At 35.1% G+C, this 17,238-nt stretch carries 15 protein-coding genes and 2 tRNA genes; 3 read left to right on the top strand and 14 right to left on the bottom strand.

The window, feature by feature from the left end; translation table 11 throughout:
- Positions 1 to 241: 241 nt before the first annotated feature.
- Positions 242 to 811, top strand: a complete 570-nt coding sequence (locus BHE19_RS13765) for a YceI family protein (protein WP_017498466.1) — start codon at positions 242 to 244, stop codon at positions 809 to 811.
- Here BHE19_RS13765 and BHE19_RS13760 read toward each other — a convergent pair whose 3' ends face one another.
- Entirely contained in the window at positions 812 to 1,723 is a 912-nt protein-coding gene (locus BHE19_RS13760) for a TIGR01777 family oxidoreductase (protein ID WP_070907588.1), read from the bottom strand. It abuts the gene before it with no gap.
- Between the two features lie 98 nt (positions 1,724 to 1,821).
- On the opposite strand from BHE19_RS13760, the gene BHE19_RS13755 reads away from it, so the two are divergent.
- Together BHE19_RS13755 and BHE19_RS13750 are read left to right on the top strand one after the other, a co-directional pair.
- Complete coding sequence (locus BHE19_RS13755) at positions 1,822 to 2,481, top strand: TetR family transcriptional regulator C-terminal domain-containing protein (protein WP_070907587.1); 660 nt, start codon at positions 1,822 to 1,824, stop codon at positions 2,479 to 2,481.
- Positions 2,481 to 3,785: an ABC1 kinase family protein gene (locus tag BHE19_RS13750; RefSeq protein ID WP_070907586.1), complete on the top strand. Its 1,305-nt coding sequence runs from the start codon at positions 2,481 to 2,483 to the stop codon at positions 3,783 to 3,785. The genes BHE19_RS13755 and BHE19_RS13750 overlap by 1 nt, the downstream gene beginning before the upstream one ends.
- 58 nt (positions 3,786 to 3,843) lie before the next feature.
- On the opposite strand, the gene BHE19_RS13745 is transcribed toward BHE19_RS13750, so the two are convergent.
- The 13 genes from BHE19_RS13745 to BHE19_RS13685 form a co-directional block, all read right to left on the bottom strand.
- Positions 3,844 to 5,139 carry a cryptochrome/photolyase family protein gene (locus BHE19_RS13745; protein WP_070907585.1) on the bottom strand — a complete coding sequence of 432 codons (1,296 nt, stop codon included), beginning with the start codon at positions 5,137 to 5,139 and terminating at the stop codon, positions 3,844 to 3,846.
- Positions 5,140 to 5,190: 51 nt separating this feature from the next.
- The gene (locus BHE19_RS13740) at positions 5,191 to 5,655 is read right to left on the bottom strand and encodes an SRPBCC family protein (RefSeq protein ID WP_070907584.1); all 465 of its coding nucleotides are present in this window, start codon (positions 5,653 to 5,655) and stop codon (positions 5,191 to 5,193) included.
- Positions 5,656 to 5,664: 9 nt separating this feature from the next.
- A complete protein-coding gene (locus tag BHE19_RS13735) occupies positions 5,665 to 6,105 on the bottom strand; it encodes a sterol desaturase family protein (protein WP_017498460.1) in 441 nt (146 codons plus the stop codon).
- 65 nt (positions 6,106 to 6,170) lie between these two features.
- Positions 6,171 to 7,010: a phytoene/squalene synthase family protein gene (locus BHE19_RS13730; RefSeq protein ID WP_070907583.1), complete on the bottom strand. Its 840-nt coding sequence runs from the start codon at positions 7,008 to 7,010 to the stop codon at positions 6,171 to 6,173.
- 3 nt (positions 7,011 to 7,013) lie between these two features.
- Positions 7,014 to 8,480 (bottom strand): phytoene desaturase family protein, encoded by a 1,467-nt coding sequence (locus tag BHE19_RS13725; protein ID WP_070907582.1) that lies wholly within the window; start codon positions 8,478 to 8,480, stop codon positions 7,014 to 7,016.
- 38 nt (positions 8,481 to 8,518) lie between these two features.
- On the bottom strand, positions 8,519 to 9,418 hold the full coding sequence (locus tag BHE19_RS13720) for a MerR family transcriptional regulator (RefSeq protein ID WP_017498457.1): 900 nt from the start codon (positions 9,416 to 9,418) through the stop codon (positions 8,519 to 8,521).
- Between the two features lie 72 nt (positions 9,419 to 9,490).
- Positions 9,491 to 10,453 (bottom strand): ion channel, encoded by a 963-nt coding sequence (locus BHE19_RS13715; protein WP_070907581.1) that lies wholly within the window; start codon positions 10,451 to 10,453, stop codon positions 9,491 to 9,493.
- A 127-nt stretch (positions 10,454 to 10,580) separates the two neighbouring features.
- Positions 10,581 to 11,081 carry a tetratricopeptide repeat protein gene (locus tag BHE19_RS13710; protein ID WP_165607929.1) on the bottom strand — a complete coding sequence of 167 codons (501 nt, stop codon included), beginning with the start codon at positions 11,079 to 11,081 and terminating at the stop codon, positions 10,581 to 10,583.
- Between the two features lie 125 nt (positions 11,082 to 11,206).
- Positions 11,207 to 12,151, bottom strand: coding sequence for a DUF4421 family protein (locus BHE19_RS13705; protein WP_070907580.1), 945 nt, complete (start codon positions 12,149 to 12,151; stop codon positions 11,207 to 11,209).
- A gap of 272 nt (positions 12,152 to 12,423) precedes the next feature.
- Positions 12,424 to 12,496 (bottom strand) — tRNA-Lys (locus tag BHE19_RS13700).
- 38 nt (positions 12,497 to 12,534) lie between these two features.
- Positions 12,535 to 12,607, bottom strand: a tRNA-Lys gene (locus BHE19_RS13695).
- A 587-nt stretch (positions 12,608 to 13,194) separates the two neighbouring features.
- Positions 13,195 to 14,391: a hypothetical protein gene (locus BHE19_RS13690; RefSeq protein ID WP_070907579.1), complete on the bottom strand. Its 1,197-nt coding sequence runs from the start codon at positions 14,389 to 14,391 to the stop codon at positions 13,195 to 13,197.
- A gap of 34 nt (positions 14,392 to 14,425) precedes the next feature.
- The gene (locus tag BHE19_RS13685; RefSeq protein ID WP_070907578.1) at positions 14,426 to 16,771 is read right to left on the bottom strand and encodes a TonB-dependent receptor; all 2,346 of its coding nucleotides are present in this window, start codon (positions 16,769 to 16,771) and stop codon (positions 14,426 to 14,428) included.
- Positions 16,772 to 17,238 lie beyond the last annotated feature (467 nt).

The raw sequence follows: 17,238 nt of genomic DNA, 5'->3' as shown, positions 1-17,238 counted from the left end.
TTGGAGTGCCAGTAAACGGTATCAGAATTGATTTTTAGGCAGGTAAAACATTCACAAATATTTAGCAGTAAATAGGCAACCGTAATCCTGAAAAAATCGTAACTTTAAGTATAAATGATTGGGTTACTGTTTTTTCACGGAGTACTGCCATTCTATTTTTTAACTTATCTTAAGTCCAGTTGTTTCTCTTCTTAAAAATAGAAAAAGATCGAATGACATAATTGTTTAATTGTTAACGATTATGAAAAAAATTACATTACTTATTTTACTATTTACAGCTCATTCCGTTATGGCTCAGGATAAATTTTTTACCAGTACGGGAACCATAAATTTTGAAGCATCAGTGCCCTTTTTCGAAGATGTAAAAGCTGTAAACAGACAGGTCACAATTATTGTTGAGCCCAAAACGAGTACTTTTATCTGTACCGTTTTTATTAAAGATTTTCGTTTTAAATTAGACCTGATGCAGGAACATTTTAATGAAAATTATATGGAAAGCCATCGTTATCCGAAAGCTGTTTTTAAAGGAAAAATTCAAAAATTTGATTTAAAAAACATAGACGAAATCGAAAAGGAATATCAAATTAAAGGAAAACTTTCGATGAAGGGAAAATCAAGAGAAATTCTGGTAAATGCACTCATTAAAAAAGTGGGTGACGGAATCCAGATCATTTCCGATTTTCCAATTTTGATCTCTGATTATAATATCGAAATTCCGAACAGAATAGCCGCTAAGATTGCTAAAACGGTGAATACCGAATTAACGGGAGTAATTAAAAGTGATGATCCGGTATATCTAACGCTAAAATGACTAATTGAGGCAGTTGACCAGCGCGCCTTCTAAATCGGTAAATTGAAATTCAAATCCTGTCTTTTGTATCTTTTCAGAGGAAACCCTCTGTCCTTTTAAGACAGCCTCGCTCATTTCGCCTAAAACAATTTTAAGAATAAAGGCGGGTACTTTTGGGAGCCAGATTTTATAACCGTATAAGCTGGCAAGCATTTTTGAAAAACTAAGGTTCGTAGTATTGTCTGTCACGCAGGCATTGTACGGACCTTTTATCGTTTCATCAGTAAGTGCTTTTAGATAAATCTGACATAAATCATCGATATGAATCCAGGGAAGATATTGTTTTCCTGTGCCCAAAATGGCCCCGAAACCGGCTTTGAAATTGGGTCCCAGTTTTTTTAGAAATCCTTCATTTCTTCCCAAAACAATCCCCGTTCTGATTTTAGCAGTTCGAATTCCTAAAGAAGTAATTTTATCTGTGGCCTGTTCCCATTCAACGCAGGTTACCCCTAAAAAATCGGTTGCTGGGGGCGTGTCTTCCGTACAGATAACAGAACTGGTGACAGCTCCGTAAATTCCAACCGCCGAAGCCGAGATAAAAGCCTCCGGAACTTTATTGTTTTTCTTTAAGATCGAATAAATAAGATCGATGGGTTGTACACGGCTTTCTACAATGACTTTTTTACGTCTTTTAGTCCATCTCTTCTCAACAATTCCTTCGCCTGCTAAATGGATAATATAATCAGCCTGAAGAATTGCTTCTTCGTTGATATAATTCGTTTTTAAATTCCATTTATAATAGGTGATTAATGAGGTGTTTTCTCGTGCGCTACGGCTCAAAATCGATACCGTAAAACCACTGTCAGTGAGTAGATCGGTAAGTTGTTTTCCAACAAATCCAGTGCCTCCGGTTAATAAAACATTTTTTGCCATGATAGTTTATAATATATTTAACAGTGCATTTTGTTTAAGGCAAAGTAAAGGTACTTAAACATTCCTTACCTTTAAGGCAAATTCTAAATTTTAATGAAATGGCAACTAAAAATAAGGCTATCACAAGAGAAGATATCGTTTCAAAATACATGGATGAAGTTTTAGAAAAGGGGCAAAAACCAAAATCGGTTTATCATTTTGCAAAAGAAAATGGTTTTACTGAGGCAGAGTTTTATGCTTTTTTTGGAACATTAGAAGGTTTAGAAAAAGAAATATTCAGACTGTTTTTTGCGAATACAGTTGATTTGCTGCACAAAAACGCAGATTATCACGAGTATGATATGAAAAACAAGATGTTGAGTTTCTATTATACATTTTTTGAGATTTTAACGGCCAACAGAAGTTATGTCCTGCAATCTCTCAAAATAGACAGAAATCCACTTAAAAATTTAGTACAACTGACTTCGCTTCGCGAGGCTTTTAAAGAATATGTTTCGGAAATATTGACTGATGATTACAGACTGGAACAGGAAAAATTTCAAAAATTTCAGGAAAAAGCCCTTCAGGAATCGGCCTGGCTGCAATTAATGATGACCATAAAATTCTGGATGGAGGATTCTTCGGCAGCATTCGAAAAAACGGATATTTTTATTGAAAAATCAGTTAACGCATCCTTCGAATTGATGAATGTAGCCCCAATGAATCATTTAATTGATTTTGGAAAATTTCTGTTTAAAGAAAAAATATACAGTAAGTAATGAAAACGATCGATTATATACCTACCTCAAAAATAGAAAGAGCCAGTAAATTAGTCCAAACCGGTGCAAAAATCGGAGTGAACTATATTAAGCATTATGCGGAGAAAATGGTAAACTCAGATTTGACCCGTGACAAGCTGAATGAAAACAATGCGGAAGATATTTATGACGGACTCAAAAGTTTGAAAGGAAGCGCACTTAAAGTGGCTCAAATGCTGAGCATGGACAAGAACTTTCTGCCTCAGGCTTATGTAGAGAAATTTTCATTATCGCAATTTTCAGTACCGCCGCTTTCTGCACCTCTGGTTTTGAAAACTTTTAAAACCAATTTCGGAAAAACTCCCTATGAAATTTTTGATGAGTTTAATGCCAATTCGGTCAATGCAGCTAGTATCGGTCAGGTACATTTAGCGGTTAAAGACGGTAAAAAACTAGCCGTTAAAATTCAGTATCCGGGAGTTGCCAACAGTATCTCGTCTGATTTGGCTCTGGTAAAACCTATTGCGATCAGAATGTTTAATTTGCAGGGAAAAGATTCTGATAAATATTTTAAAGAAGTTGAAGATAAGCTGATTGAAGAAACCAATTATTTGTTGGAACTTCAACAAAGTCAGGAAGTGGTACAGGCCTGCAGTAAAATCGAAAACATACTTTTTCCGAATTATTATCCTGAGTTTTCATCAGAGAAAATCATTACCATGGACTGGATGAGCGGTCTGCATCTTTCGGAGTTTACCGCTAAAAATACAGATCAGAAAGTGGGTGACAAATTAGGTCAGGCGCTTTGGGATTTTTATATGTACCAAATTCATGTTTTAAGAAAAGTGCATGCCGATCCGCATCCGGGAAATTTTCTGGTGGATGAAAACAATCAGTTAATTGCGCTGGATTTTGGCTGTATGAAACAAATTCCGGATGATTTTTATGTGCCTTACTTTGAATTGATCAATAAAAATGTAATCACTGACGAAACACTTTTCAATCAGAAATTATTTGAACTGGAAATTCTTCGACCCGATGATTCGGCTTCTGAGATTGCCTATTTTACTGAAATGTTTCATGATTTATTGTCTCTTTTTACCCAGCCGTTTCAGAAAGAAACCTTTGATTTTTCAGATGAGACTTTCTTTGACAATATTGCCAAATTAGGAGAGCGTTTTACTAATGATACCAATCTTAAAAAAATGAACGGAAATCGTGGTTCCAAACATTTTATCTACATGAACAGAACTTTCTTCGGATTGTACAATCTGATGTTTGATTTGAAAGCGAAGATTGTTGTAGAGAATTATATGAAGTACTAAAATAGTTTCAGGTTTCAGGTTTCACGTTGCAATAAAACTTGAAACCTGAAACAAAAAACTATTTCAAAATCCCTTTTTTATAAGTTTCAATGGCACGATCTCTTGCAAACGCATGGTCTACCATTGGTTCGTTGTAGCCTAAATCAAATTCCGGAATCCATTTGCGAATGTAGATTCCTTTCTCGTCAAACTTCTTTTGTTGAATTTCGGGATTGAAAACTCTGAAATAGGGTGCAGCATCACAGCCTGTTCCTGCTGCCCACTGCCAGTTACCTACATTGGAAGCTAATTCGAAATCCAATAATTTTTCGGCAAAGTACGCCTCACCCCATTGCCAGTTGATGAGTAAATGTTTGCATAAAAAGCTGGCCACCACCATGCGAACCCGATTGTGCATATACCCCGTTTCGTTTAGCTGACGCATTCCGGCATCAACCATTGGGTACCCCGTAGTTCCGGAACACCAGCGTTTAAAATCTTCTTCGTTATTACGCCATTGAATGCCGTCGTAAGCCGATTTAAAATTGTGATTCACAACATTTGGAAAGCTAAATAAAATCTGGATGAAGAATTCTCTCCAAATCAGTTCGCTTAAAAAGGTTTGGTTTTTTCGATTAGCCCAATTAACCAGTTTGCGAATACTAACCGTTCCAAAACGTAAATGCGGTGAAAGGTAGGAAGTACTGTCCTCAGCCGGGAAATCGCGTGTTTCTTTGTAATTAGAAATTTGACTTAGATCCGGAGGAAGTACTTTTATAGCGCTTTTCTCAAAACCAATTTCGGCTAATTCCGGAAAAGTAAATTGATTTTTACTGAAGTTTTCGTAACCAATTTTGGTGTCAAATTCCGGAGCCTGTCCTGAAAGATGGTATTTTTCCAGCCACTTGTTTTTGTAGGGTGTATAAACGGTGTAAGGAAGTCCGTCCGCTTTTGTAATTTCCTTTTCTTCAAAAATCACATGATCTTTGAATGAGGAAGCTGTGATATGGTGTTGTGCTAATAATTGCTGAATAGCAGCATCACGTTTGATGGCAAAAGGTTCGTAATCTTTATTGAAAAAAACCTGCTGAATGTCAAATTCAGTTGTAAGTGATTCCCAAACCTTATTTGTAGTTCCTTTTTTAATCAGAATGGAGGAATCAATTGCTTTTAGTTGTTCGTTTATTTTTTGAAGTGACTCCAGAATAAACTGAACGCGTGCATCATTTTTGGGAAGGTTTTCCAGAATTTCATCATCAAAAATAAACAGCGGAATTACCGGAAAATCCGATTGCAGGGCATGGAAAAGTCCGGTATTGTCTTCTAAACGTAAATCACGTCGGAACCAGAAAAAAGAAACTTTTTGTTTTGTCATTGTATGATGTTCTGCTTGATTTTTTATCACAGTCAAAAAAAATATATTGATTTAAGCTTTTGAATTGAATAGTTCTTCGATTTTATTGTAGCGATAATCAAAAATAGTTTTGAGTTTATTTTTAACAATAAGACTGTTCATGATTCTGCCCAGATATCCTAATGGTAAAGCGTAATGCACCACATCAATCATTTTTGTTCCGGTTGCTGTGGGCTCGAAAAAGTGTTTGTGATGCCATAAAGCGTAAGGGCCAAATCGCTGTTCGTCGACAAAGTATTGGTTCTCCTTTGAAACCGTGATGATGGTCATCCAGTTAATTTTAATGCCCAAAAGAGGTTTTAAAGTATAGCTGATAATTTGTCCGGGATACATGCGTTTGTTGTCAAAATCCTGAATTTCGAAACTCATATTATCCAGTGTTATCGTTTGGAGATTTTTCGGACTTGAAAAAAAATCCCAACATTCTTCAACAGTAGCGTTTACATGCTGTACGGTTTCTATTTTGTATACTTTCATAAAATCAATTTAAATTTTATAATATTTAAAAGGAACAAACAACATTCCGAAACATTCCCCGTCTTCTTTGCCTAAGTGCTTGTGGTGTATTTTATGTGCTTTTCGCAAGCCAATTAAGTATTTGTTTTTGGTGTTTTTAAACCATTTAAAACGCTGATGAATCAGAACATCGTGAATCAAAAAATAACACACACCATAAAGCGTTACTCCACAGGCAATAAAAAATAAGTAGTTGAATCCGCCCTCAACACCAAAGTAAAAAAGAATAATACTGGGGATGGCAAATAGGACAAAGAAAATGTCGTTGCGTTCAAAAGTGTTTTCGTATTTGGGTTGATGGTGATCTGCATGAAAATACCACATCAGCCCGTGCATGATGTACTTGTGAGTGAGCCAGGTGACACATTCCATGAATAAAAAAACACCTAAAAAAATTAAAAAAGAAACCATTTTGTATGTCTTGAATTTACATTTTAGCTTATAAAAGTTAATTTTAGCTGTATTAGAAATTGATTTTAAACTAACTTTAATTTGTAGGTTACAAAAGACTGTGCTAAAAGTCCGGCTTTGGTATAATTAGAAACTCTGATTCTCGAATTTCCAATTTCGTAATAAGGTGTATTCTTAAGCTTCTGAAGCAGTTTTCGGTAATAAATATAAGCAGTATAAACACCAAATTTAGCGTCGATAGGAAGTTTTACAATACCCTGAAAAGCGATTCTGAAATCTTCTTCGATTTCGGCAATAATATTCGTTTTAGCTTCTTCGTCAAAGGAATTTAAGTTAATTCCCGGAAAGTAATTTCGGTTCAAAATCAAATTATCCTCTTTTAGGTCTCTCAGGAAATTAACCTTCTGAAAGGCCGATCCCAATCGCATTGCTTCATTTTTGAGTTGTTCGTATTTTTGCTCGTTTCCTTTTACAAAAACCTTCAGACACATTAAACCTACTACATCTGCCGAACCGTAAATGTAATCTTCATATTCAGTATGGGTAGGGTAGCTCGACTTCACAAGATCGAGTTTCATGCTTTTTAAAAAGGCCTGAACCAGATCATCAGTAATGTTGTACTGCTTTACGGTATGCTGAAAAGAGTTGAGAATAGGGTTAAGACTGATACCTGTTTGCATCGCTTTGTAATATTCTTTTTCGAAATCATTGATGAGATTCTCTTTTTCAAAATCATGAAAAGAATCGACAATTTCGTCAGCAAAACGTACAAACCCGTAAATGCTGTAAATAGCATCGCGAATACCTGGTGACAACATTTTGACTGCTAATGAAAATGAGGTGCTGTAACTCTGAGTAACCAGTTTGCTGCATTTGAAAGAAACAGTGTCGAATAGTGATTTCATTTGTTAAGAACTAAAAGATTTTTGAATTAACTCAGCTGCTAATTTTCCTGAAATTAAAGCAGGTGGAACACCAGGGCCGGGAACCGTTAACTGTCCCGTAAAATATAAATTACGAACTTTTTTACTTTTTAGTTTGGGCCTTAGAAAAGCGGTTTGCAATAGTGTATTGGCCATTCCGTAGGCATTGCCTTTATAGGCATTGTAATCGTCGACAAAATCGTTCTTGCAAAATGATCTCTTAAATATAATGCTATTTTTTATTTGTTGATTGGTTAATTGTTCAAATCTGGAGATTATTTTTTCAAAATAGACTTCATGAAGTTGTTCATTGTCTTGTATTCCGGGGGCTAACGGAATAAGAAAAAAACCGCTTTCCATTCCTTCCGGAGCAGCTGTTGAATCTGTTTTAGAAGGGAAATTGGCATAAAACAACGGCTGTTCGGGCCATTTCGGATCGTCGTAGATGTCGGCTGCGTGTTGGTTAAAATCAACGTCAAAAAACAAAGAGTGGTGTGTGACGTTGGCTATTTTTTTATTGAATCCCACAAAAAAGAGAAGAGAAGAGGGAGCAAAAGTGCGGCTTTCCCAGTATTTTTCTGAATAAGCGCGATGTTCAATGTCCAGCAAAGTTTCAGTATGATGATAGTCGGCGCCGCTTAAAATAATATCCGCCTCTATCGTTTTTCCATCTATTAAAAGTCCTGTGGCTTTTTTGTCTTTAACAATAATCTTTTCAATAGGAGAGTTGGTTTTAATCGTTACTCCTAATTCCAATGCCAGTTTTTCGATTCCGCGTACCACATCGTACATTCCGGTTTTAGGATGCCAGGTTCCTAAGCCAAAATCGGCATAATTCATAAAATTGTAAAAAGACGGGGTCTTTGTAGGCTTTGCACCTAAAAACAAAACGGGAAACTCCAGTATTTGGATGAGTTTTTGGTTCTTAAACTGCTTTCGGATATCGGTGCTGACAGTACTAATAAACTGATTGAGTTTGAAAGCTGTTTCGATTGTGATTAACTCCAGTGGCGAAACTCCGGGACGATAGACCAAATCTTTGATGGCAATGTCATAATTGCTTTTGGCGTGATTGATGAATTTTTGAAGTTTTTCACCACTTCCTGTTTCGATCTCTTCAAAAGTGTTTTTTATTTCTTCTAAATTGTCATAAATACTAATGAAGTCATTCAAACCAAAATACACCCGGTAAGCCGGATTCAGTTTGATGAGCTTGTAATAGTCGGAAGAGTTTTTATTGAAATCCTGAAAAAAACGTTCGAAAACATCCGGCATCCAATACCAGCTTGGTCCCATGTCGAAAGTAAAGCCTTCTTTTTTAAACTGTCTGGCTCTGCCTCCAATAGTTTCGTTTTTCTCATAAATAGTTACCGTATTACCTTGCTGTGCGAGATAACATGAAGCGGCTAGAGAAGAAAAGCCTGAACCTATTATTGCTATAGTTTTTTTCATTTGTTTAACAAATATACAAAAACTTTAAACAAAAAATATTACAGCATACTGATTGTTTCGTCCATAGAATCAAAAACGCGTATTCTTTCTGATAAAATTTTCTGATCGATATGTTCGACCATGTTTCCCATAAGCCAAATCTCATTGTTCTTTTGGAGCAACTTTTGTCCCATCGATTTGACATATTGGTTGATTACGTTGCGATCCGGTTGAACAGTCATGAAAGATACAAAGGTAATGTTCTCGAAATGTTTGGTTAAATCCTGCAGGTTTTCAATAGGCATGCTTTCGCCCAGATAAATGGTTTTGTATCCTTTTAGTAAAATCTCGTACTGCAAGTAAAGTAAGCCTATTTTATGGATTTCATTCAACGGAAGAGAAAGTACAAAAATTCGATCGGTTTTCGTGGGTTTTAGAATCTGCAGGCTTTCTGTATAAATTAAGATCTTCTGCTTGATCAGATGACTCATAAAATGCTCATTCGCCGGAGTTATGGTTTCAGATTGCCATAGTAAGCCCAATTCTTTTAGCAAAGGAAGAAAATTGTCTTTAAAGACTTCTCTAAATGATTTTTCAGAAATAAGCCAGTCGAAAGTATTGAAGAAGATTTCCTGATCAAAATTCATCATTGCCATTTTGAACGAAGTGATGGCGTAATTTTGTGAGTTTTTCTTTGAGATGATTTCGCGAACTAATTGTGGAATTTTTTCTTCGGGATAGGTTGCTATTTTAGATATTTTATAGCCGTATTCGTGTAATAATGTGATGTTTAAAAGTTTCTGAAGATTCTGCAAATTATAAAGCCTGATATTGGTGTCAGTACGCATGGGCTCTAAGATATTGTATCTTTTTTCCCAGATGCGAATGGTATGTGCTTTTATTCCGGATAAGTTTTCAAGATCTTTTATGCTGAAAACAGTTTTAATATTGTTTATCATTTTTCGCTAATTGGTGAACAAAAATAGAATAAAATCTCAAATTACCTTTATAACTTGGTTGAAATCCACAGGTTACGAGAGATTTACAGATTGATAATGATTTAATTTGTCTAAATGAAGGATCGTTTTAGAACCGTCTTTACTTCTGTTATACATTGTTTCAAATTTGGCGCCGTAAATTACTTCATCAAAAGTATAAGAAGTTCTTGCAGCTACAGTATTGCTGTACATGTCGTCGAAAGTGGTAATGAAAACCAGTATTTCGCCATGTAGCTTTTTAAAATCTTCTTCTGTAAAATTATATAACGGACTGCTTTCTGTGATGGGATGTACCAGCGTCCAGCTTAATGAAAGAGCATTTATACGTTCCAGTTCAAGGTCTAGGCTGTAGAACTTATTGGTTTTTTGACCATTTTCTTCCAAACTTAATCCCAGAGTCATTCTGGCAGTTGCGTCAGTAAAATTGGTGTTTTTAAAAGGAACAAGGCGTACCATGAGCCCTCTCTTATCTTGGTAAGGTGAAATTAATGCATGATCGGCAAACTTTAAAAAAGCGGTTGGTTTGCTGAATCTTCCAAAGAACAGACCGGTTGCTATGGCAAAGCTCAGCAATCCAATCAAAGCTTCGGCAGCAGAAAGAGCACTTGTTAAAAATCCGGTAGGGCTGATATGTCCGTATCCTACAGTGGTAAAAGTCTGCGCGCTAAAAAAGTAAGCCTGTCCGAACTGAATCAGTATGCCTTCTGATTGCTTAATTCCGTTAAGATTTTCAATTCCGATAGCATAATAAGCAAGCGCAAAAATAAAATTGATACCGATATAAAACGAAAAAAGGATAAGCATGAATTTCCAGTTGGGCATATCGATCATGGTATGGTACCAGCTAATGCGACGAAGTAGATGCATTCCTCTTTTTTCGACATTAGGCGTTCCGTTTTTGTTCACAAAACGGCTTCCGTAGCTGTTTGCATTTGATCCGAAACCGGAGTTAATGTCGGGTTGAGCTTTTTTGTTTATTTTCTTGAGAAGCGCCATTGCAGATTGGATTTAACAACAAATGTAAAAATATCTGCGAGATCAGGAAATGGGCTGTAAAGAAAAAGCAATCTGTAAATAGAAATACTACAGATTGCTTTTGTTTTTATTGCGATAAGATTTTACTCTATTTGCAAAAAGTTGATTTGTTTTTGATAGCGCTTTGACTGCCTAATTCTATTGCTTTTGTAAAATCTTTGCAGGCATTTTTCTGATCTCCGATTTTGTTATAAGCCAAACCTCTCAGGTTGTAAGCGATATAATCTTTTGGATTTAAACCTAGAGATGAGGTACAGTCCGCAACGGTTTCTTTAAAATTCGTTAACTTGTAGTTTACGTTTGCTCTTCCGGTAAAGGCGTCGGCATTCATGCTGTCTAAATCGATGGTTTTGCTAAAATCAGCAAGGGCGCCTTTAAGGTCATTGAGTTTTAGTTTTGCAACACCTCGATTTTGATAGGCCTCTACAAATTTTGAATTCATGCTGATGGCTTTTGTATAATCGGCAATCGCTCCTTTTGTATTGCCGGCTTCAGCTTTTTTCAGGGCTTTATCAAAATAGCCGGTTGCAGATTGTGCCCAGGTAGAGCAGGTGATCATAATAAATGATACTAATAGAAATTTTTTCATAAACCAATTTGGGATTAGTTAGTAGGTTAATAATTCAGGAAACGAATTTAATGAAGTTTTGTTTTGCGAGAGAAGTACTTTTGTCAAAAATTTATTATTTTTTTTTGAAGAGAAGGATCGATATTTTATTCCGGTTTCTTCTTACTTAAAAAAGGGGTGGTGTTTAGCCTCCAAATGGCGCCAATCTGGAAATTTCCAGAAGACAAGCCAATGTTGTTTTTGTTATTGTCAGAGAAAGCGGAGAATGTAGAATTATTGAGATAGGACATACCAAGTGACCATCTCTCTTTGTTGTAGCCCAAGGCAATTCTGGGAAAAAATGTGGGGTAAATTTCGATTTTTTGTTTTCCGAAATCATTTATTCTTTCGGTGCCAACATTTGCTCCTAGGGTTACTGATCCGCTGGTAAACCATCTTTTGCTAATTGCCCAGGTGTACGCATAGCCTCCGCTAATTCCAAATTGAAAATTGCGCAGTGAATTTTTAGATTTGTGTACAAAAGAGCTATCAGAGCCTATTTTTGAAAAATAAACTCCTCCGCCAAGCAGGAAACTTCCGGCTGATTTTAATTGTCTTTCGTTTTGAACAAAGGCCGCTTTATAGGAGAATTTTTTGTTGTTAAAAACATATTGTCCAAAAGCGCCATATTGCTGGATTTTGAGATCAGGGTATAATTGTATGTTTTTGTCGGCATCATCGGCCGTATAGAAACCGTGGTATTTTTGAATGAAAAGATCAATTATGAATTTTCTTCCGTAGTTATGAATCTGAAAATCGAGTGCTTTGGTTCTTCCTTTTTCTTTGTCTTTCAGAAAACTTAGTCCGTAACCGTAACTAAAATCGATTATGGTGTTTTTTACAGAAACACCAAAACCTAAGCTCATTGGTGTATTGGGCATGAATCTTTTCATATCGCCTCCTGTTTCCTGTTGCAGCGAAATGAATTTCATCGACAAATAGGTTCTTACGGAAGCTTTATTTTCAAAAGGTTTGATGTAAGTTGTGTCAATCTGTGCAGTGCAGAAATACGGAAAAACAAAAATAAGCAGCAGCGAAAAATAGAATTTCATTAGATTCTCGAAAAGTAGATGATTAAGGTTGTGCTTTGTTTAATTTGTTTTGGCTGTGTTGATAGGTTTATAGTTCAAAGATATTTAAAACATTCTATCTTCTGTTAAGTTTTCTGGCTTCAAATCCGGATTTGTTGATTTCAAGGTTGTAATAGGGAGTGGCTTTAAAGGATTGTAAACTTTGGGGCTCAATTTACCACAATAGCGTCTAATGTTTTAAGGTATGGCTTAGAAATAAAAAAAGGTCAAGTAAATTAATACTTGACCTTTTGTGACCCGACTGGGGCTCGAACCCAGGACCCCATCATTAAAAGTGATGTGCTCTACCGACTGAGCTATCGAGTCATTGCTTTCAAGAAACTTGTATTGTGAATCACAGTTTGTGACCCGACTGGGGCTCGAACCCAGGACCCCATCATTAAAAGTGATGTGCTCTACCAACTGAGCTATCGAGTCATATTCGTTTCTTGAACGCGGGTGCAAATATAAGAAGTTATTTTGGATATATCCTACCTTCTTTGAAGTAAAATTTAATAAAGAATTAATGATCTGATAAAGAGGTGGTAAGGATAAAAAGGTAATTGCTGTTTGACGTGTTTTTCTTTTTATTAACGATAATGACGTACAATTTAATCGATTTTTTGGAGAGGATAAAAGGTTTTTAATCAATGGCTGCTATGTAGTTTCATTTTCTTGTAAGGGAATAAGTCTTAAAAATCAAATGAAACTAATACTAATACTGTGTTTTTATTTGATTATTATGGAGCTTCCGCTTTTTAAAAACGATAATTTGTAATTCAGTTCTTTTTTAACTTGTAATTTCGTTTAAAATTACCGCCAGTTAATTAAACAATTTTATACTTTTTAAGGTAATGCTACAGAGTGTTGTCTTTTAATCGTACATAAAATGGATTTCTTTATATAAGACAGAAAAGGAAATACGTGATAAAAAAAAGCCTGCAAAATAGATGTTTTGCAGGCTTTTGATTTTTGATAAGGGAGTAATTCGTTTAACCTATTTCAGGACACCTTACCGTGAAACTTTATTTGTTTAATCTTGAGATCCAGTTTACATAATCTAATCCTTTAACTTCGATGCCTTTAGTTAAGCTGCCGGAGTTGATATCATAGGTGTAAACAAAATTTCCGTTTGCTTTAGATGATACTAAAATATAAGCTTTGCCATTTTCAACCAGAACAGGTGAAGCACTTACATATTGGCTTAAAGGTAAATTTAATTTTGTTTTAGTTTTGGCAACTACGTCAACAACATAATACTCAAATACATCCGAAGAGTTATAATCATCAAAAGTTAAAAGAACGTCTTTTTTCCCTAAACGAGTTATCCCTTTTCCGTTTCCTAAATCGTAAAGACCGTAGAATTCTTTGTTTCCATTGCTGCTGGTTGATAAATCAAAAAAGTAATCAGCATTAATTTCTGTTGAGCCGTTGCTTACTTTGAAAATAGCACTTGGTTTATCAGCAACTGATCCCCAGCGATCACCACAGTCAGTAATAATGTAAAGATCATTATTGTATTTTATTGTACCTCCCATTAAAGTAGAAAATGTACCTAGAGCACCGGAACGGTTGTCCGTGTCAATTTTTAAATTGCTCATAGAAGGGTAGTCTACAGAAGCCAGGTAGGCTACAGAAGTACTGGTCCATCCGGAGTGGTATACCGTATAAGGTAAATATAGTTTGCCATTGTTTAAAACACATCCTGAAAGGTAAATAGCTTTATCTGTAGCTTGTAATCCTGTAACTGTTAAAGTTCCTGATTTTGCTATCGATAGATCATCTGTATTCACAATGTTGTAGGTAAGATCAGCATTTGGAGCAGATGTTGTCCCGTTCCACACAATAAGAGTGTTGTCATTTAACCAGTATGACCATAAAGCGTTACCGGCTAATGTTATTTCTTTTGATATAGTCAATAAATTCTTTTCAAATTTGTATTTAGAAAGTTTTCCACTGGCTATTTTATAATAAAATCCATTTTTGAATAATCTCCCGTTTCCGGTTATTTCTGCACCATTTCCATTAGCAGATGTAAAACCGGTGGCTAATGTTCCCGCTGTAAGCATATAATTTGCTGATGGATTATTTACGCCTCCTGAAAAAACAAATTCTTCTCCGGTTGTTGTTGCATCAGTTTCTTTTTTGTCATCATTGCTGCAAGAAGAAAAACCCATCAATGCAATGCTTAACAGTCCCAGGAATTTTAATTTAGTATTCATTATTAGTTGTTTAAGTTAATTTTTATTTGATTTATTATTTAATGAAATATCTTAGTTTTATATAGAAGCCTCTTCCGGCTTTTTGTAATTTGTAATTATCATAGGCTTCTGTATTAAAAATGTTTGTACAGTCTAATGCTATATTATAAGTTCCGTTTTTTAAGGAATAGCTTATGCTTGCATTTTGAATAAACTGGGTTGGGATTCTGCTTTTGCCCGCTTCGAAAGCTTTACTTGGCCATGTTAGATAAAACCAGTGAATATATTGAGAGTACCAGTCAAATTGAATTTTGGTGTCTTTTCCTAACCAGTTTTCTTTTCCATATCCCAGACTTCCGTTAGCAAAGAGCCAAGGTTGATTTGGTAGTCTGTCTAAATAGGCAGAGGAGGCTTTGTCTTTATTTATAGAATTATTATAACTTGCGTTAAATGAAGCATTAAAGGTTTTATAATTGTATTTAATATCAGTATCAATACCTGTGATATCTACTTTGCCGACATTATTGTAATTAGAGAAAATGCCTCCTGGAAGTAAAAGAATAAAATCCTGTGCCTTTCTCATAAAACCATTTGCTTCAATCGCAATAGAGTGGTTATTCTGTAATATAAATTTATAGTAAGCTCCAAGATTAAAATTATCGCTGCTTTCAGGCTTTAATTTTGGATTTGCCAGTATGTTTATACCGTCACCTAATAACTCTTCAACTTCTGGAATCCTATACGTATGTTCAAAAGAAGCCTTAATACCGCTGTTGTCATTGAATTTGTATCTCAAAGCGGTACCATATCCAAAATAATTATTGGTAAGTTCTGATTCTTCTTTTTTATAACCTGTAGAATTGTAAAATACCGCTTCCCGGATATAGGTATGCAATCGGTAATTTTTTAGGAATACAGAGGTGCTTAATCGATTATTAAAAGCCTGATTTTCCCAGCCCAATCCTGCAATTGATTTGTTTAATTTGTTGGGTACGTCTAAGGCGTTCGACTCTTGATTGCTTAAATTATAATGATTTATTCCTTTTCGGGTACTGTTGCTTAAATTGTAATTAAAGCTGAATACGTTATTATCATTCAATTTATAGCTAAAGTTTGCTCGGGCAATTGCAAATTTATTCTCGTACTTAAATATTTGAAATGATCCCTGCTCTCCAAAATTTGGATGAGTATCAATTACTTCGCCATTCCAGTCATATTTATTGATGGAGGTGTCGGTATTTGTGCTTTTGTCAATTGCATAAGAGGCATACAAATTAGCGCTTAACCCATTGGTTAAAAAATTGTCTTTTCTATATTTTATGCTTGGCAGAATAAAATCGCCTGAAGAATGTACTTTTCCAAAAACAATTTCCTGATCAGCACCAGTCTGACGTTCTTTATAGCGGTTGGCATATTGAAATCCGATAAGGAAAATATCTGCCCATTTTTTATTTCTAAAGCCAGTTTCAGCCTGTATCATAGTGGATTCGAAACCATCATTGAATCTTCTGAAATTGCGAGGTGTGCTTTCTCCGGATAGAGTGATATTTTTCATGATGTAATTGTTATCCGAAAAATTGTAAAAGCCATTCACGCCAATTGTAAATCCGCTTTTCTTGCTGGTGTATCTGCTTGATAAAGCCGCTCTGTGGGTGTTAAATGATCCATAGCTGTAACTTGCATCCAGAAAAGTATTTATATTTTGGTTGGTGACAATATTCACGGCACCCCCTAACGCATCTGCTCCTAAAGAAACCGGGACTACACCTTTATAGACTTCGATACGTTCGGCTAAGTTTATTGGTATATTATTTAAAGACATGGTGCTTCCAAAGTTTTCCATCGGAATCCCGTCAATAAAAAACTTGATTTGTTTACCGGATAATCCGTTTACAGAAAAGTTGAAATCGCCTCCTAAACCACTTGTTTCTCTGATTCGAATTCCTGAAGTACGATTTAGAACCTGATTTAAATCGGCAGATGTATTGTAGAGTTTCTTAAGTTCAATAGCGTTCACATTAAAAGCTTGTTCGCGTGCACGTTCTTCCTTCGATTTTACGGTTACTTTAACTTCATCTAAAGAGGCGGTGTCTTCCTCGATAATTACATCGGTAAGCCTTTTGTTCGATTCGTTTATGTTGATCTTAATTTGTTTAGATTTAAAACCTACATAGCTTATTTGTAGTATATAATTTCCTGGCTCTGCAGTAATCTCGTATTGACCGTTTTCATTTGTTAATGTAGAATAAGGTGTTCCTTTTAATGCTACCGAAACACCTTCGGCAGGTTTACCATTATTTGCAAAAACGACACCGCTTAATATTACTTTGTCTTTTTGTGCGAAACCCTGAATTGAACAAATCATGATCAACAACAAGGTTACAATTCTTTTTACCTGCATTAGTTTGAATTATTTGGAATTAGATTTTGACGCAAAATTAATCCCAACAATCGTGTTTGGCAAATTATTTTTAATTATTCTAAATAAAAAAATTAATGACTGAAAAATATGTATTTTGTTTTGAAAAATTAAGCAAATCTTAAAATATAATTAATTTTAAATTAAAAAAAACTTAAAATTCGAAATGAGTTAAGAAGAGTATTGAAAATCAGTGCTGTTAAAAAACTTACAAAAGCTTAGAAAAATATCTCAGATAAAAGATTAAAAAAAGTATTATCAAATCAGTGTTTTGTTGATCTGTTTGGAATCGATTATCGGTAGTTTTTTGTTTTTTAAAATATTGTATTTCTATTTTGAGTATGATGATGAAGGGTTAAGGGGAGTGTATTTTATTTGTATGTTTCAATGGTATTTCTTGGTGAATTCAGATATATGAAGTGGTTTTGTTGTTTTAATATTATTCAGAT

Source organism: Flavobacterium tructae (genome assembly GCF_001853485.1).
GTDB classification, from domain to species: Bacteria; Bacteroidota; Bacteroidia; order Flavobacteriales; family Flavobacteriaceae; genus Flavobacterium; species Flavobacterium tructae.
This window is presented reverse-complemented; position numbering and strand designations above follow the sequence as displayed.

Bases quoted from the DNA above. Each gene is read 5' to 3' on its own strand.
- BHE19_RS13760 (WP_070907588.1), bottom strand. From the start codon at position 1,723: ATGGCAAAAAATGTTTTATTAACCGGAGGCACTGGATTTGTTGGAAAA.
- BHE19_RS13740 (WP_070907584.1), bottom strand. From the start codon at position 5,655: ATGAAAGTATACAAAATAGAAACCGTACAGCATGTAAACGCTACTGTT.
- BHE19_RS13765 (WP_017498466.1), top strand. From the start codon at position 242: ATGAAAAAAATTACATTACTTATTTTACTATTTACAGCTCATTCCGTT.
- BHE19_RS13705 (WP_070907580.1), bottom strand. From the start codon at position 12,151: ATGAAATTCTATTTTTCGCTGCTGCTTATTTTTGTTTTTCCGTATTTC.
- BHE19_RS13745 (WP_070907585.1), bottom strand. From the start codon at position 5,139: ATGACAAAACAAAAAGTTTCTTTTTTCTGGTTCCGACGTGATTTACGT.
- BHE19_RS13735 (WP_017498460.1), bottom strand. From the start codon at position 6,105: ATGGTTTCTTTTTTAATTTTTTTAGGTGTTTTTTTATTCATGGAATGT.
- BHE19_RS13710 (WP_165607929.1), bottom strand. From the start codon at position 11,081: ATGAAAAAATTTCTATTAGTATCATTTATTATGATCACCTGCTCTACC.
- BHE19_RS13690 (WP_070907579.1), bottom strand. From the start codon at position 14,391: ATGAATACTAAATTAAAATTCCTGGGACTGTTAAGCATTGCATTGATG.
- BHE19_RS13685 (WP_070907578.1), bottom strand. From the start codon at position 16,771: ATGCAGGTAAAAAGAATTGTAACCTTGTTGTTGATCATGATTTGTTCA.
- BHE19_RS13730 (WP_070907583.1), bottom strand. From the start codon at position 7,010: ATGAAATCACTATTCGACACTGTTTCTTTCAAATGCAGCAAACTGGTT.
- BHE19_RS13720 (WP_017498457.1), bottom strand. From the start codon at position 9,418: ATGATAAACAATATTAAAACTGTTTTCAGCATAAAAGATCTTGAAAAC.
- BHE19_RS13715 (WP_070907581.1), bottom strand. From the start codon at position 10,453: ATGGCGCTTCTCAAGAAAATAAACAAAAAAGCTCAACCCGACATTAAC.
- BHE19_RS13725 (WP_070907582.1), bottom strand. From the start codon at position 8,480: ATGAAAAAAACTATAGCAATAATAGGTTCAGGCTTTTCTTCTCTAGCC.
- BHE19_RS13750 (WP_070907586.1), top strand. From the start codon at position 2,481: ATGAAAACGATCGATTATATACCTACCTCAAAAATAGAAAGAGCCAGT.
- BHE19_RS13755 (WP_070907587.1), top strand. From the start codon at position 1,822: ATGGCAACTAAAAATAAGGCTATCACAAGAGAAGATATCGTTTCAAAA.